Raw genomic sequence first — 15,630 nt, forward strand, 5'->3', positions numbered from 1 at the left:
TCAGGCCGGCGCTCCGGTGGCGGTCGACGGTGCGGCCGGTTCCGTCCGGACCGGTTCCGGAGTGGGCGACTCCGCCGGAGCCGTGGACGGCCCGGCCGGCGGAGCGACGACGGCATCGGACGGGGGAGCGCTGGGAGCCGCGGGCTCCGGGGTGGACTGCGGTGCGGGTGCCGGTGCCGGTGCCGGAGATGGAACGGGCGCGGGAGCCGACGGTGCCGGGCTCGCGGGTGCCGCCGGGGGCGGCGGGGTGCATCGGACAGCACGTTCGCCGGCGACGGGGTCGCAGGTGGCGCTGTCGGCGCCCCCGTCGAACCGGTCCGTGCCGTCCCCGCCCTGCAGCTCGTCGCGGCCGGGGCCGCCGTACAGCCGGTCGTCGCCCTGCTCGCCGCGCAGTACGTCGTCGCCCGGGCCACCGATGATCACGTCGTTGCCGGTCCCGCCGGAGATGGTGTCGCGTCCCGCACCCCCCAGGATGCAGTCCGCGGCGCCCGAACCGGCGATCGTGTCGTCACCCGCGGTGCCCAGGATCAGGAACGGTCCCGCCCCGGCCCCGCGCTCGACGGCGGCGTTCCAGCTCCGGTGCGTGGGATCGACGGTGATCACCTCGGCGAAGTCGTCCGGCTTCATGCCGGCTTCGGCGCACTCGGCCGGCAGCTCGATCGGTGTCGCGGCCGAGGCGGTGCGGGCGGCGGCGCCGGGATCGGTCGCATCGGGGGCGATCGCTCCGGGCGTGGTTCCCGGAGCGGCCGCGACCAGAGCCGGAGATGCGGCGAGGAACGACGACCTGTCGTCCCCGCCCCTCTTCCCGGCGGTGGTGACGGTGATCTTGCCGGTGGCCTGGTCGGTGAAGCCGCCGTCGGCGTACACGGTCACGCCGTCTTCCTGGCTCATGTCGAAGGCGGACCTGGCGTCGGCGGCGAGGGCCACCGTGACGGGCACCTCGACCTTCGCGCCGGGCTGCACGCCGGCCCGGAGCGGCATCCTCGTCCCGTTGTAGAGCGAGCAGTAGCTGACCGTGCCGGCGTCGCCGACCGTGATCAGGAGCGCCGCGCCGGGACGGGCCTGCCAGCTCCCGTTCTTCTGCTGGCAGAACGTCGAGCCACCCTTCTTGTCCGTCGGGGTGATCGACAGGCTCACATCGGCCGGGACGGTGCCCTGGTAGTCGACCGTGAGCTTGACGGTCTGCGGGCTGCCGGGCTTGAGTGTGTCGTACCTGAGGTCGGGGCCCTTGCCGTCGCGGCCGAGCACCACGGTCGCCGCACCGATGGTGGTCGGAGTACTCGTCACGGTGTCCGAGAACGACGCCAGGGTGGACCCGGAGATCGCGACGAACGCTCCCGCTCCGGCCGTTGCCAGGGCGGCGGCGAGGATGGCGAATGCGGTGCGCGTGTTCACGGGACTCCCGGATCGATCACAGAGGTAGAATCCGTCTCCGCAGTTCAGCGGATCGGTCGATGCGTCTTTGACTTCCGAATCAGTGCGCCTTGTCGGAAGTGCCGAAAGGGTGGTGGACGCGGAATCGCATCCACCACCCTGATTCAGTCAGATGTTCAGTTCCCCTGGTCGAGCGTCACCGACGACGTGATGGTCACCGAGTCGCTCTGGACCTTGTTGCCGGTCGTCTGCGGCAGCTCGAACACGAAGTCGTACTTCAGGTCCTTGCCGGCACCGAGCGGCACGTTCCGGAGGACGCCCTGCAGCTGGTTGGCCTGCACGGTGACGGTGCCGGGGACTCCAGTGCCGGAGATGGTGACCAGGAGGGCTTCCGGCAGGTCGCCTTCCGTCTTGGTGCAGCCGCCAGCCTTCTGCTCAGGATCGGTACAGCCGTTGTCACTGCCCTCGGTCTTGATGGTTCCGGACAGAACGCCGTCGATCGTGCCGTCGTTCTTGATCGTCAGGGTCTTGGTGGGCGACTTGTAACCCGGAGCGATGTTGGTCGCGCTGAAGAGCTCGGCCTGGCTGGCACCGCCACCGACGACGAGGTCCAGGGTGCCGGTTGCCAGGGTGCCGCCCGGGCCCGCCTCGGTGTCCTGGAACGCTGCGTACGTCCCCGTCCCCAGCGCCAGCGCCGCGGCGGCCAGGGCGGCGACGCCGATACCGGCGGCGACCTTCTTGTTCTTCTGCAGAATGCTCACGGCAGTTCTCCTGAAATCATCGCGGTCGGTCCGCGGCGGGAGGGGAGCGGCGGCCTGATGGACCGCGTTGGAACAGAACTCTGGCGTGCCGGCGGATTGCGCGCATACCTCAACCGAGGTATCTGCATCGGTCTCGCGAATACCGCATCGGAGGTACGACGCGGCGGTTCGCCTCTGCAACGCTCGGGGTTTCGTCTTCTTTCAGGAGGAGCCCATGTCGGTGGAGCCCGAGACCGGGCGGATACCGGCGGTGCGCGTCGCCGGCCCGCGGCCGCATCCGGTTCGCCGGGTCGGGAGGTGGATCGCCGCACTCGTGCTCGTCGCGATGGTCGCCGCCGCCGGGGCCGTCGCGGTCGTGCCCGCCGTCACCGGAGCCGCCGCGCTGACCGTGCTCTCCGGCAGCATGGAGCCGGCGCTGCCGGTCGGGTCGACCGTCGTGATCCGGCCGCGTCCGGTCGCCGAGATCGGGGTCGGCGACGTCATCACCTTCACCGATCGCGACCGGCAGAGCGGCGACACCCGGATCGTCACCCACCGGGTGATCGAGGTGCAGCCCGGGCCGGCGTTCCGGACGAAGGGCGACGCCAACAACGCCCCCGACCCGAATCCCGTCGCTGCAGCCGATGTGCACGGAGTCGAGTGGTACGACGTACCGTTCGTCGGATTGGTCAAGGACCGGCTGTTCAGCAGGGTCGGGCTGTTCTTCGCGATCGGGCTGGCGCTACTGGTCGTCGCGGCGGGTCTGCTCCTGCCCGGCTCCGCCGCGCCGGCGGAACGGACGGACGCGCGCCGCCGTCCGCCGAGGAGCGCACACCGCAGATGACGGCTGCTCCATTGAGGCGCAACGGGGCGCCCGCGCGGCCGCCCGTGATGCGACGTCCAGGTGACGCCGTGTGGCGGTTCGGACATTTCCCGTAACGCTCTCAATTTCCTGTTCGAACAGGAAATCGGCGCTCCCCAGCACCCGACCCCGTCCGGCGCGGCGTGGTCGTCCCCAGTCTTTCAAGGGGTCAGCACGTTGATCGTGAACGTTCTCGGACACTGGCGTCCTACTGCCCGTCGCGCGATCGCAGCAGAACTGCTGGCACTGAGCGCCCTGGGCGCAGTGGCCGGCCTGCTGGTGGTCCGGCTGGAGAGCGGCCACCTCATGGTGGGGCGGGTGCTGGGGGTGTTGACGTTCGCGGCCGGGATCGCGGCATCCATCCTGCTCGTCGTCACCGCATGGCTGAGTGCGAACGGCCGAGCCGGCCAGATCGCGGCTGCGGTCGGCCTCTTCACCGGGGTGGCGCTCCTGGCGCAGGCCGTCGAGGTCGACCTCCGCGACGGAATGTGGCCGCTGGCCGTCGGCGTCGCGGTGCTCGGCGTCGTCGGTCTGCTCGTCACGGCCGTCCCCGGCCCCGAGGTGGGACGCCGGCACCGGGTGTTCGTCGTGGTCCTGATCGCGCTGGTCGTGGCAGGCGTCGCCGCCGCAGGCGTGGTCGACGCGGTGGCGCCCGACTTCATCGTGCCGCGCGCGTTGCTGTCGACGGTGGACCTGTTCGCGTGGTCGGGTGCCGGTGCCGCCGGGCTGCTCCTCCTGGTGGGGGGTGTGCTCACCGCCCGGTCGCTGCTGAGGCTCGTGGGACTCGCGTTCGTCACGGTGGCCGTCGGCCACGGAATCCGCCTCGGCCACGGGCTGCCGTACGGTGCCGATCCCGGGCCGCTGGTCGGAGCACTGGAGCTGGCCGGGGTGGCCATGCTCCTGGTCGCCGCGGTGCCCGCCCTGCTCTCCGCGGTGCTGGAGGTCTGGAGCCAGCAGGAGGCGTCCCGGGCCCGGCTGGCGCAGGCCGAAGCGGCGATGGCCTCGGTGGCCGAGCGGGACCACGAGATGCGCAACCTGGTCGCCGGGCTCTCCGGCGCGGCGCGCGTCCTGAGCGTGGACGAGGTGGCCTCACCCGACGGACAGCGACTGCTGCTCGCCGCCGGCGCAGAGCTGGAGCGGCTGCAACGGATGTTGCAGCGCGACGGCGAGCGGTCCCCGCTGCCCGCCGGGTCGGCCGTGGAGCCGCTGCTGGGCGACCTCGCCGCGATGCACCGAGCGGGCGGTCTGGCCGTCGAGGTCGAGGTCGAGGGCGATGTCCGGGTCGCGATGGATCAGGCTGCGCTCGTCCAGGTCATCGCCAACCTGCTGGTCAACTGCGAGCGGCACGCGCCCGGGGCGCAGGTGTGGCTGCGCGCCCGCAGCGCCGACGGCCGGGTGCGGATCGAAGTCGCCGACGACGGCCCCGGGCTCCCACCCGGCGCGGCGGAGGATCTGCTGCGACGCGGTGCGCGGGGGCCCGGCTCGACCGGTTCCGGGCTCGGCCTCGCGATCACCGCGGACATCGTCGGCCAGCACCAGGGAACGCTCACGCTGGCGTCGGGCGGCCGTGGCTGCAGCGCGGTGATCGACCTGCCCGCCGAACGGCTGGGCGCCCCGACGGCCGACTGCGTCGGCGCATGACCGCGGAACACCCCGGGATCCTGATCGTCGACGATCACGGGCTGGTCGGTGCGGCACTGGCCATGGCGCTGGTCACGCGCGGGGTGTCGGCGTCCGCCGTGTCCCCGGGCGAACTGCTCGGCCGGATCGACGAGCCGGCGCCGCCGGGCGGTCTGGTGCTGCTCGACCTCGACCTCGGCGGGGACCGCGACGGCGCCGACCTGGTGCCCCGGCTGCGGCGGGCCGGGTGGCGGGTGCTCATGGTCACCGGATCGACCGATCACTCCCGGATCGCCGCCGCGGTCACCGCCGGTGCGCTGGGCTGGGTGTCCAAGAGCGCGCCGTTCGACGACCTCGTCGAGACGGCGGTGCGCGCCGCCGAGGGCCGGACGCTGCTGTCCGCGCAGGAGCGGGAGCGGTTGCGGGTGCTGGCCACCGAGGCGGACCGCGAGGCCGAGCTGAAGCGCAGCCGCTGGGAGCGACTCACCCCGCGCGAACTCGAGATCGTCGAGCAGATCGCCGCCGGCCACCGCCCGGCCGCGATCGCGGCGCGGTTCGTCGTGTCGGTCGCGACGGTGCGGACCCAGATCCGCTCCATCCTGGGCAAGCTGGAGGTCGGCTCGCAGCTCGAGGTGGCCGCACTGGCCCGTGAACGGCCGCGCCCGCAAGGCCCCGGAGCTCGCGGCTGACTCCTGATCACCCCGTGCCTTCGAGCGCCTCCCGGACCGCGACGAGCTTGGCCGCGGCCTCGCGCACCTCGGTGTCCGGGTCGGAGTCGGCGACGATGCCGCAGCCGGCGAACAGCCGGACCGTGCGGCCGTCGAGCTGGGCACAGCGCAGCGCGATACCGAGCTCACCGTCGCCGTCGGCGTCGACCCAGCCGACCGGGCCCGCGTAGCGGCCGCGGTCCATGCCCTCCAGCTCCTCGATGACCTCGAGGGCGGCGTCGCGGGGGGTGCCGCCGACCGCTGCGGTGGGGTGCACGGCCTCGGCCAGCTGCAGCAGCGACGCGGGGGCTTCCGGGTCGAGCTGCCCGTACACGTCGCTGGCCAGATGCGAGACGTTGTGCAAGGCGAGGATGGCCGGGACCTCCGGCACCTCGAGTGCGGCGCACAGTGGGCGCAGCGCGGTGGCCAGCGAGTCGACGGCCAGCGCGTGCTCGCGGCGGTCCTTGGCCGAGGCGAGCAGAGCCCCGCCGAGGTCGGAACCGGTGCGCTCGCCGGGCCAGATCGTGCCGGCCAGCACCCGGGAGGACACCTGCTCGCCGTCGCGGCGCAGTAGCAGCTCCGGGGTGGCCCCGACCAGCCCGTCGACCGCGAACGACCAGCACGTCGGGTAGCGCCGGGCCAGCCCGCCCAGCAGGAACCGGGGGTCGAGCGGCTCCTCGCCGATCGCCAGCAGGTCGTGGGCCAGCGCGGCCTTCTCCAACTCGCCGGCCTGCATCCGGCGCACCGCCTCGGCGACCGCCTGCCGGTAGCGGCCCACCGGAAGCCGCCCGTCCCCGTAGCGCAGCGGCCCGCTCGCGCGCACCGGGCTGACCGACCGCACCGCGGACGGGCCGCCCCCGGCGGCGAACTCGGTGATCCAGGCCTGCCCGTCGCGGCGGCCCACCACGACCCGGGGCACGATCACCACCGACCCCGCGGACCGGGGGCTGAAGGTGAAGCTGGTGAACGCGACCGCCCCGGTGCCCGGGACGTCGACCTCGTCGCGGACCTCGAGACGCTCGGCGAAATCGCGCCACCAGGCGTCGGCCTCGGCGAACCGATCCGGCCCGGTGACGGTGATCCGAGCGACCTCGCCCCAGCCCACCAGGCCGTCCGATCCGCGTACCCAGGACAGCGGGTTGCGGTCGTCGGGGAGCAGGTCCAGGAGCCGACCCGGGTCGTCCACAGCCCGCGTACGCACGCGCAACCCGGACGGCAGCGGGGCAATGGTCACGTCTGCGAGCGTAAGGAACTCCCGATGCCGATGCGCGCCCGGCCCGGGAGGCACGGGCCACACTCCGGTCGGAACCACCTAGACTCCTGCGCCGTGACCAGCAGCGCGATCGAGCTGATCGACGAGTTGGCGGGGTCCGGGCGGAGCGCACTGCGCGGGGTCGGGCGCCGGCTGCCGCAGATCGTGATCGGGCTCGCACTGCTGCTCACCGCGCTCGGTGGGGTGGCCCTCGCCGGCGCCGCCCTCGACGACCACGCGATCGACGCCCACCGGGTGGTGACCACCGCGGACGTGCTCGACGGGTCGAGTTTCGAGCGCACCCTGGTCCGGTTCTTGCTCCCGACCGGGCAGATGGTGGTGCCCGAGCGCGGCGTGTTCTACCCGAACGCCCTCGCCGCCGGGGACACGATCACGATCGAGTACGACGCGGCCAAGCCCGAACTCGTGCGCGTCGCCGGGCGCAGCGTGCTCGACGGCCTGGCGCCGATGGGTGCCGGCCTGCTGGGCGTCTGGGTCGTGCTGGGGCCGCTCGTGCTGTGGCTGCGCCGCCGACGCGCTCACGATCCCGCCTGAACCGGTGTCCGGTCGCGGGCGGCCAGCGCCACCCCGAGGACCGTCGTCGCCATCCCGGCCACCGCGATCCAGCCCAGCGTCTCGCCGAACATGAGCCACGCCATCAGCGCGGCGAGCCCCGGGACCAGGTAGAAGTAGCTGGTCACCTGTGACGCGGCGGCCCGGCGCAGCATCAGGAACAGCAGCGACAGCCCGCCCCCGGTGAGCACCAGCACCGAGAAGGCCAGCGAGCCGATGAGCTGCGGGGTCCACGCGATCCGGAACGACTCGAAGGCGAGGACGAACGGCAGCGTCACCACGATCGACGCGCCGAACTGCACGACCTGGCCGGTGCGCAGGTCGAAGTCGGGGCAGAAGTGCTTCTGGTAGAGCGTGCCGGCCGTGATCGCGAGCAGGGCCAGCGTGGTGAGACCGAGGGTCAGCCAGGACAGTCCGGTCGTGGTCAGCTTGCTCGACACCACCAGCGTCACCCCGAGGAAGCCGAGCACCAGCCCGGCGCCCCGGCGCAGGCCCATCCGCTCCCCGAGCAGCCAGGCGACGACGGCGGTGAGGACCGGCTGCAGGTTCACCACCAGCGCGGCCACCCCGGCCGGCATCCCGGCGGCGACCGCGGCCCACACCCCGCCGAGGTAGCCGGCCTGGATGCCGATCCCGGCCACCGCGATGTGCCCGGCCTGGCGCCCCCGCGGCCACGCCGCCCGGGCGATCAGGGCCAGCGCCCCCATCATCGCCACCACGCCGGCGTAGCGCAGGATCAGAAAGCTCAGCGGCTCGGCGTACGGCGCGGCGTACTTGGCGACGACGAACCCGGACGCCCAGATGATCGCGAACAGGAACGGCGTGGCCCGGACGGCCGGCGTGGGCCCCGCGGACGTCGATGTCGTGGCGATGCTCCGACCCTAGGTCGCCGACCCGCCCGGCCGCGAGACCCTGCGCGGCATCACCCGCTCGCCCGCCACCAGCCGAACACCTCATCCAGCACCCCCGGAACCGCGACCAGCAGCCCACCGGCCGGCAGCGGGTTCGCCCTGCCGTCCCGGTCGACGACGACGGCGCCCGCCTCCAGCGCCAGCCCGAGCGCGCCCGCGACGTCCCACTCGTGGTAGCTGTCCAGCACCGCCGCGACCGCGTGACCGAGCGCGACCTGGGCAACGGCCAGTGCCGCCGACCCCAGCACCCGGATGCCCGTGTGCGCGGCCGCGGCCCGGCGCAGCAGCGGCTCGGTGACCTGCTCGGCGCAGACCAGGCCCCCCGACGGGCTGGTCCGGGGCGCGATCCGCACCGGCACCCCGTTGGAGCGCACCCCGCGGCCCCGGGCGGCGGCGTAGATCTGCGCCCGGTTCGGGTCCGCGATCACCCCCACGACCGGCCCCGACGAGTCGACCAGGGCCAGGCTGTAGGCGCACCACGGGAGCCCGGCGACGTAGTTCGCCGTGCCGTCGACCGGGTCGACCACCCAGCGGTACTCGGCGCCCGCCACCCCGGGGTCGGCCCCGTACTCCTCGCCGACGACCGGTATCCCGGGGAACTCCGCGGCCAGCACCCGGCGGGTGTGACGCTCCAGGGTCCGATCGGTGTCGGTGACCCAGTCGAAGGGGTTGGCCTTGTACTCGGCGCCGGGTGGGCCGTTCTCCGGCTCGCCGCACCGGCGGTCGCGCCCGGCGGTCGCGATGATCACCTCGGCGGCGTCGTTGGCCAGCCGCCCGGCGACCTCCAGCGCCCGGGACAGCAGCCCTGGTTCCACGGGCGGCGGCGCCGACATCCGGGGTACGGGCATGGGGTGGACCGGAGTGCTCGGGTGAGGCAGGACCGTCATGCCGCCCCAGCGTCGGCGTGTCGGGTGTCTCGGGTGAGACCCGCAGGTGACGGATGGCCGATCACCCGGCCAACTCCGCGACCGGCACGGGCTGTTGGGCCTGCGTTCTGCCACCTGTCAGCCCGGCGTCGGCTCGCGGGCCGCCTGCGGGTGCACCGTCTGCGGTGTGCGCGTGGCGATCGTGTCCGAGTGCTTCCTACCCGTGGTCAACGGTGTGACCAACTCGGTGCTCCGGGTCCTCGAGCACCTTGGCGAGGCCGGCCATCAGGCCCTGGTCATCGCGCCCGGAACCGATGAACCGGCCTCCCACGACGGGGTACCGGTGGTGCGGGTGCCCGCGGTGGACCTCCCGGTGGTCAACTCGATGCCGGTCGGGATGCCCAGCCGGCGCATCCTCAAGGCGCTGCGTGCGTTCGCCCCCGACGTGGTGCATCTGGCGGCGCCGTTCGTCGTCGGCGCGCGCGGGCTGGCGGCGGCCCGCCGGCTCGGGATCCCGACGGTGGCGATCTACCAGACCGACGTGGCCGGATTCGCGGGCTCCTACGGGCTCGGGCTGACGGCGCGCGCGGCGTGGCGCTGGACCTGCCGGCTGCACAGCCAGGCGGACCGGACGCTGGCGCCGTCGAGCTGGGCCGCCGAGGCGCTGCAGGGCCGCGGCGTGCCGCGGGTGCACCAGTGGGCGCGCGGCGTCGACACCCGCCGGTTCACCCCGTCCAAGCGTGATGCCGGGCTGCGCGCGGAGCTCGCCCCCGGTGGTGAGCTGCTGGTCGGGTACGTGGGCCGGCTGGCGCCGGAGAAGCAGGTCGAGCGCCTGGCGGCGCTGGCCGGCGTGCCCGGGGTCCGGCTGGTCGTGGTGGGCGCCGGGCCCAGCGAGGAGCGGCTGCGCGCCCTGCTGCCGGCGGCGGCGTTCCTCGGTTTCCGCGGCGGGGACGAGCTGGCGCGGATCTACGCGTCGCTGGACGTCTTCGTGCACACCGGGCCGTCCGAGACGTTCTGCCAGGCCGTGCAGGAGGCGCTCGCGTCCGGGCTGCCGGTGGTGGCCCCCGATGCGGGTGGCCCGCGTGACCTGGTGCTGCCCGGCCGCACCGGGTTCCTGGTGCCGCCGCGCCCCGACGGGACCGAGGCCGGTGACCCGGGCGCGGTGGCGGCGGACGCGCAGCTGCGCGAGGCGGTGATCGCGCTGACCGACCCGGCTCTGCGCGCGGCGTTCGGTGCCGCCGCCCGGCAGTCGGTGCTGCGCCGGACCTGGTCCACGGTGTGCGACGAACTCCTCGCGCACTACGCCGACGTGGTCGGTGCGGCGGCGCACCGGCCGGCCCGGGCCGCCTGAGCGTGCGCATCGTCCAGCTGGCGAACTTCTACGGACCACGCTCCGGAGGGCTGCGCACCGCGTTGCACCATCTCGGCGCCGGGTACGCCGCTCGCGGGCACGAGGTGGTGCTGGTCGTGCCCGGGCCGCGTCACGGCGTCGAGATGCTGCCCGGCGGGATCCGGCGGATCACCGTCGCGGCTCCGCAGCTGCCCGGGACCGGCGGTTACCGGGCCGTCGATCCGTGGCGGGTGCAGCGGCTGCTCGGCACGCTGCGGCCCGACGCGATCGAGGTGTCCGACCGGCTCACCCTGCGTGGGCTCGGCGCCTGGGCGGCCCGCCGCGGGGTGCCCGGCGTGGTGATCTCGCACGAGCGGCTGGACCGGCTGCTCGGCCAGTTCCTGCTGCCCGCGCCCGCCGCCCGGCGGGTCGCCGATGTGGCGAACGCCCGGATGGCGGCGGCCTACGACACGGTCGTGTGCACCACGTCGTTCGCGCGGGCGGAGTTCGACCGGATCGGGGCGGCCAACGTCCGGCAGGTCCCGCTCGGGGTGGATCTGACGACGTTCTCGCCGTTGCATCACGACGCGCGCCTGCGCACGTCCTTGGCCGAGGGGGCGGACGCGCTGCTGGTGCACTGCGGGCGGCTGTCGCCGGAGAAGCATCCGGAGCGCAGCATCGACACCGTCGCCGCGCTGCGCGACGGGGGGCACCGGGTGCGGCTGGTGGTGGCCGGCGACGGGCCGAAGCGGTCGGCGCTGGAGCGGCGGGCGGCGGGGCTGCCGGTCACCTTCATCGGGTTCGTGCCGGAACGGCCCCGGCTGGCCCGGCTGCTCGCGTCGGCCGACGTGTCGCTGGCGCCGGGCCCGCACGAGACGTTCGGGCTGTCCGCACTCGAGGCGCTCGCCAGCGGGACGCCGGTGGTGGTGTCGGCGTCGTCGGCGTTGCCGGAGATCGTCCGGCCGTCCTGCGGGGCGGCCGCGGCCGACGATCCGGACGCGTTCGCCGCCGGGGTGAGCGGGCTGCTGGCCGGTGACGAGGCGGTGCGCCGGACGGCGGCCCGCGCCCGCGCCGAACAGTTCGGCTGGCCGGCCTCGGTCGACCGCATGCTGGCCGCGCTCACAGGCGCCTGACCGGCGCCGAGTGCCACACCACGGTCGTCGACGCATGATCGAACCACCGTGGCGTGGCACTCGGTGGCCGGGCGCGCCGGACGGGGCGTGCCGCCGTAGGGTCGCAACCGTGGCCCGCGCCGATCTCGACAAGGACCCCGACGACGTCGCCGCGATGTTCGACGGCGTCGCACGGCGGTACGACCTGACCAACACGGTGCTGACCGGGGGGCAGGACCGGCGGTGGCGCTCGCTGACCCGCGAGGCGCTCGCGTTGCGGCCCGGCGAGCGGGTGCTCGACCTGGCCGCGGGCACGGCGGTGTCGACGGTGTCGCTGGCCCGGTCCGGCGCCTGGTGCGTGGCGGCGGACTTCTCGCTGGGCATGCTCTGCGCCGGGCACAAGCGCGCCGTGCCGAAGGTGGCCGCCGACGCGTTGCACCTGCCGTTCCGCGACGGCGTCTTCGACGCGGTGACGATCTCGTTCGGTCTGCGTAACGTCGCCGACCCGGACGCGGCGCTCGCCGAGCTCGCCCGGGTCACCCGGCCCGGGGGGCGGCTGGTGGTGTGCGAGTTCGGTACCCCGACGTGGACCCCGTTCCGGGTGGCCTACCACGACGTCGTGCTCAAGCACGTGCTGCCTGCGGTCGCCGAGCGGGTGTCGTCCAATCCGGAGGCCTACACCTACCTCGCGGAATCGATCCGGGCCTGGCCCGCGCAGCCGCTGCTGGCGACGCGTATCGCCGCCGCCGGCTGGGCCGACGTGGCGTGGCGGGATCTGACTTTCGGCGCTGTCGCGCTGCACCGCGCGCGCCGGCCCTGAAAGGGCCCGTGACGAAGCTCTCCCCGCGTCCGCGCGGGTAACGATCATGTTTCGCCCGGAATCGGGGCGGACATTCCGGCACATGGCGTGACGGACCGGGCGCGCATGATCTGGACGCGGCGCATAGACTCGCCCACGGACTTCGTGAATCTGTTCACAAGGAGCCGCATGGCCGCGCCCGGACCCACCACCGGCGCCGGGACCCGACACCCGGACGCCGAGGCTGACGTGATCGTCGTCGGCGCCGGTCCGGCGGGCTCCACCGCTGCCGCGTACCTCGCCCGTGCCGGACTCGACGTTCTGCTGCTGGAGAAGTCGACCTTCCCCCGGCCCAAGGTCTGCGGTGACGGCCTCACCCCGCGCGGGATGAAGCAGCTGATCGATCTCGGCATCGACTGCTCCGAGCGGAACGGCTGGCTGCACAACAAGGGCCTGCGCGTGGTCGGCGGCGGGGTCAGTCTGGAACTCGAGTGGCCGACGCTGGCGTCGTTCCCGGACTACGGCGCGGTGCGGCCCCGGCAGGACTTCGACGAGTTGCTCGCGCGGCACGCGGAGAAGTGCGGTGCCCGGCTGCACGAGGACACCGCGGTCACCGAGGCGGTGACCGACGAGCGGAGCGGCCGGGTCACCGGGGTCGCCGGACATGTCGGCAAGGGCAAGGACAGGCGCCCGGTCAGCTTCCGCGCGCCGCTCACCCTCGCCTGCGACGGCGTGTCCGCCCGGGTGGCGCTGAGCCTGGGCATGGCCAGGCGCGACGACCGCCCGATGGGTGTCGCGGTCCGCCGGTACTACACCAGCCCGCGCAGCCACGACGACTACCTCGAGTCGCACCTCGAACTGTGGGACCGCAGGGATCCGGCGCGGCCCCGGCTCCTGCCCGGCTACGGCTGGATCTTCGGGATGGGCGACGGCACGTCCAACGTCGGGCTGGGCATCCTGTCCACCAGCCGGGCGTTCGGTTCGACCGACTACCGGGCGCTGCTCACGTCCTGGCTCGACGGGACTCCGCAGGAGTGGGGCTACCGCGAGGAGAACGCGATCGGCCAGGTCGGCGGCGCCGCGCTGCCGATGGGCTTCAACCGGACCCCGCACTACCGGCCGGGCCTGCTGCTCGTCGGTGACGCCGGCGGGATGGTCAACCCGTTCAACGGCGAGGGCATCGCCTACGCGATGGAGTCGGCCGCGATCGCGGCCCGCTGCGCGGTGCAGGGACTGGCCCGCGCGGGTGCGTCCCGGGAGGCCGCGCTCGCCGCGTACCCGGCCCGGATGAGCCAGGCGCTGGGCGGCTACTACCGGATCGGGAACACCTTCTCGAAGCTGATCGGCAACCCTGCGGTCATGCATATCGCGACCCGGCACGGGTTGCCGCGCAAGACGGTGATGGCGTTCCTGCTCAAGTTGCTCGCGAATCTCTACGACCCCGAGGAAGGCAATATCAGCGACCGGGTCATCACCGCGATGACCAGGCTCGCACCGAGTTTGTAGTAAGGCTGTCCTGAATACGGCCGCATGATCGACCCGACCTAGGGTCGGCCGGACGGTGTCGATCAGGGAAAACTGACCGCGCAGACGACGAAGGTGTCACGATGCTCGATCCCTATCTCCCGCTGGTGCTGATGTTCGCACTGGCCGGCGCGTTCGCACTGTTCTCGGTGACGGCCGCGCCCTACATCGGGCCGCGGCGCTACAACCGGGCCAAGCTGGACTCCTACGAGTGCGGGATCGAGCCGTCGCCGCAGCCGATCGTGGGTGGTGGCCGGGTTCCGGTCGCCTTCTACCTGACGGCGATGCTGTTCATCCTCTTCGACATCGAGACGATTTTCCTCTACCCGTTCGCGGTCAACGCCGACGCGCTGGGCCTGTTCGGGCTGGTGGAGATCGTGCTGTTCATCGCCACGGTCGGCTTCGCCTACACCTACGTGTGGCGGCGCGGCGGGCTGGATTGGAACTGAGGTCATGGGTCTCGAAGAGCACCTGCCGAACGGCGTCCTGCTGACCAGCGTCGAGAAGCTGGTCAACTGGACCCGCAAATCCTCGCTGTGGCCGGCCACCTTCGGGCTGGCCTGCTGCGCGATCGAGATGATGACGACCGGCGCCCCGCGCTACGACCTGGCGCGATTCGGCATGGAGGTCTTCCGGGCCTCACCGCGGCAGGCCGATCTGATGATCGTCGCGGGCCGGGTGAGCAACAAGATGGCCCCCGTTCTCCGGCAGATCTACGACCAGATGCCGGAACCGCGATGGGTGCTGGCGATGGGGGTCTGCGCCTCCTCGGGCGGGATGTTCAACAACTACGCGGTCGTGCAGGGTGTCGACCACGTGGTGCCGGTGGACATGTACCTGCCGGGATGCCCGCCGCGCCCGGAAATGCTGATGGACGCGATTCTCAAGATCCACGCCAAGATCATGGACGAGCCGCTGGGCCAGAAGCGCGCTGCGGCGCTGGCCGAGAGCGGGCACAGGACCGAGCTGATCCCGTCCTCGATCAAGTACGCGAAGAAGAAGTGATCCAGCGATGACCGAACCCACGGGAACCTCGAAGGACGACGCGGAGCCCACCGGCGGGCCGCAGTCCTCGGCCGAGGAGAGCGGCGCCGCCGTCGCCGAGCACCGGGTCCGAGGTGGCGAAGCGCCGGAGGCGGGCGCGACCGAGTTCGCCGAGCACCGCTCCGGCAACGGGATGGCGCCGGAGGGCGGCACCCGCCCGGCCGCGCCGGCCGGGCGCGAGCGCGCCGGGATGTTCGGGGTCCGGGGCACCGGTGACACCTCGGGTTTCGGCGGCCTGCGCCTCCCGGCGTACGCGCCGGCCCCGGCCGAGCGGCCCTTCGGCGGCTGGTTCGACGAACTCGCCGACGACTTCGCCGACGCCCTGGACCAGCGCGGCATCCCGCGCAGTGCGGTGCAGCAGGTGACCGTCGACCGCGGCGAGATCACCTTCTACGTGCAGCGCGAGCGGGTGCTGGAGTTGGCCCGCACGCTGCGCGACGACGCCGCGCTGCGCTTCGAGCTGTGCTCCTCGGTGTCCGGTGTGGACTACGGCGAGGACGTCGCGCAGCGCCTGCACGTCGTCTACCACCTGCTGTCCATGACCTACCGGCGCCGCATCCGGCTCGAGGTCGCGTTGGACGTCGACGATCCGCACGTGCCCAGCGTCGTCGAGGTGTACCCGACGGCCGACTGGCACGAGCGCGAGACCTGGGACATGTTCGGCGTGATCTTCGACGGTCACCCGGCGCTGACCCGGATCCTCATGCCGGACGACTGGGACGGCCACCCCCAGCGCAAGGACTACCCGCTCGGCGGGATCCCGGTGGAGTACAAGGGCGCGGAGATCCCCCCGCCCGACCGGCGGCGGGCGTACTCGTGACAACGCGTAGGGCGCGGAGATCCCCGCTCCGTCCTCGACCGGCGGCGGGCGTACTCGTGACAACGCGTAGGGCGCGGAGATCCCCGCTCCGTCCTC

At 73.3% G+C, this 15,630-nt stretch carries 16 protein-coding genes; 11 read left to right on the plus strand and 5 right to left on the minus strand.

Annotated features, from left to right (window positions below; all coding sequences use genetic code 11):
• Both HF526_RS37000 and HF526_RS20775 read right to left on the minus strand, forming a co-directional pair.
• Nucleotides 1-1,395 (minus strand): calcium-binding protein, encoded by a 1,395-nt coding sequence (locus HF526_RS37000; protein ID WP_211177554.1) that lies wholly within the window; start codon nt 1,393-1,395, stop codon nt 1-3.
• Between the two features lie 155 nt (nt 1,396-1,550).
• Nucleotides 1,551-2,135, minus strand: coding sequence for a TasA family protein (locus HF526_RS20775; protein ID WP_169383212.1), 585 nt, complete (start codon nt 2,133-2,135; stop codon nt 1,551-1,553).
• Between the two features lie 214 nt (nt 2,136-2,349).
• On the opposite strand from HF526_RS20775, the gene HF526_RS20780 reads away from it, so the two are divergent.
• The 3 genes from HF526_RS20780 (at nt 2,350) to HF526_RS20790 (ending at nt 5,285) form a co-directional block, all read left to right on the plus strand.
• Nucleotides 2,350-2,958, plus strand: a complete 609-nt coding sequence (locus HF526_RS20780; RefSeq protein WP_169383213.1) for a signal peptidase I — start codon at nt 2,350-2,352, stop codon at nt 2,956-2,958.
• A 201-nt stretch (nt 2,959-3,159) separates the two neighbouring features.
• On the plus strand, nt 3,160-4,617 hold the full coding sequence (locus HF526_RS37005; protein WP_169383214.1) for an ATP-binding protein: 1,458 nt from the start codon (nt 3,160-3,162) through the stop codon (nt 4,615-4,617).
• Entirely contained in the window at nt 4,614-5,285 is a 672-nt protein-coding gene (locus HF526_RS20790) for a response regulator transcription factor (protein ID WP_169383215.1), read from the plus strand. The genes HF526_RS37005 and HF526_RS20790 overlap by 4 nt, the downstream gene beginning before the upstream one ends.
• Nucleotides 5,286-5,292: 7 nt before the next feature.
• On the opposite strand, the gene HF526_RS20795 is transcribed toward HF526_RS20790, so the two are convergent.
• A complete protein-coding gene (locus HF526_RS20795) occupies nt 5,293-6,537 on the minus strand; it encodes an isochorismate synthase (RefSeq protein WP_338051631.1) in 1,245 nt (414 codons plus the stop codon).
• Between the two features lie 93 nt (nt 6,538-6,630).
• On the opposite strand from HF526_RS20795, the gene HF526_RS20800 reads away from it, so the two are divergent.
• On the plus strand, nt 6,631-7,110 hold the full coding sequence (locus tag HF526_RS20800; RefSeq protein ID WP_169383216.1) for a DUF3592 domain-containing protein: 480 nt from the start codon (nt 6,631-6,633) through the stop codon (nt 7,108-7,110).
• On the opposite strand, the gene HF526_RS20805 is transcribed toward HF526_RS20800, so the two are convergent.
• Both HF526_RS20805 and HF526_RS20810 read right to left on the minus strand, forming a co-directional pair.
• A complete protein-coding gene (locus HF526_RS20805) occupies nt 7,095-8,000 on the minus strand; it encodes an EamA family transporter (RefSeq protein WP_169383241.1) in 906 nt (301 codons plus the stop codon). The genes HF526_RS20800 and HF526_RS20805 overlap by 16 nt on opposite strands.
• A gap of 50 nt (nt 8,001-8,050) precedes the next feature.
• Nucleotides 8,051-8,887 carry an inositol monophosphatase family protein gene (locus tag HF526_RS20810; RefSeq protein WP_239028939.1) on the minus strand — a complete coding sequence of 279 codons (837 nt, stop codon included), beginning with the start codon at nt 8,885-8,887 and terminating at the stop codon, nt 8,051-8,053.
• Nucleotides 8,888-9,092: 205 nt separating this feature from the next.
• Here HF526_RS20810 and HF526_RS20815 point away from each other — a divergent pair, with 205 nt between their 5' ends.
• The 7 genes from HF526_RS20815 to HF526_RS20845 all read left to right on the plus strand — a co-directional run bounded on the left by HF526_RS20815 (nt 9,093) and on the right by HF526_RS20845 (nt 15,534).
• Nucleotides 9,093-10,256, plus strand: coding sequence for a glycosyltransferase (locus HF526_RS20815; RefSeq protein ID WP_169383218.1), 1,164 nt, complete (start codon nt 9,093-9,095; stop codon nt 10,254-10,256).
• A gap of 2 nt (nt 10,257-10,258) precedes the next feature.
• Nucleotides 10,259-11,368 carry a glycosyltransferase gene (locus HF526_RS20820; protein ID WP_169383219.1) on the plus strand — a complete coding sequence of 370 codons (1,110 nt, stop codon included), beginning with the start codon at nt 10,259-10,261 and terminating at the stop codon, nt 11,366-11,368.
• A 109-nt stretch (nt 11,369-11,477) separates the two neighbouring features.
• Nucleotides 11,478-12,167 carry a demethylmenaquinone methyltransferase gene (locus HF526_RS20825; protein ID WP_338051632.1) on the plus strand — a complete coding sequence of 230 codons (690 nt, stop codon included), beginning with the start codon at nt 11,478-11,480 and terminating at the stop codon, nt 12,165-12,167.
• A gap of 168 nt (nt 12,168-12,335) precedes the next feature.
• Nucleotides 12,336-13,652, plus strand: a complete 1,317-nt coding sequence (locus HF526_RS20830) for a geranylgeranyl reductase family protein (RefSeq protein WP_169383221.1) — start codon at nt 12,336-12,338, stop codon at nt 13,650-13,652.
• 101 nt (nt 13,653-13,753) lie between these two features.
• On the plus strand, nt 13,754-14,119 hold the full coding sequence (locus HF526_RS20835) for an NADH-quinone oxidoreductase subunit A (protein WP_169383222.1): 366 nt from the start codon (nt 13,754-13,756) through the stop codon (nt 14,117-14,119).
• Between the two features lie 4 nt (nt 14,120-14,123).
• The gene (locus tag HF526_RS20840; RefSeq protein ID WP_169383223.1) at nt 14,124-14,675 is read left to right on the plus strand and encodes a NuoB/complex I 20 kDa subunit family protein; all 552 of its coding nucleotides are present in this window, start codon (nt 14,124-14,126) and stop codon (nt 14,673-14,675) included.
• A gap of 7 nt (nt 14,676-14,682) precedes the next feature.
• Nucleotides 14,683-15,534, plus strand: a complete 852-nt coding sequence (locus HF526_RS20845; RefSeq protein WP_239028940.1) for an NADH-quinone oxidoreductase subunit C — start codon at nt 14,683-14,685, stop codon at nt 15,532-15,534.
• The last annotated feature ends 96 nt before the right edge of the window (nt 15,535-15,630 follow it).

Origin of the sequence: Pseudonocardia acidicola, from assembly GCF_012911935.1 — a bacterium.
GTDB lineage: Bacteria > Actinomycetota > Actinomycetes > Mycobacteriales > Pseudonocardiaceae > Pseudonocardia > Pseudonocardia acidicola.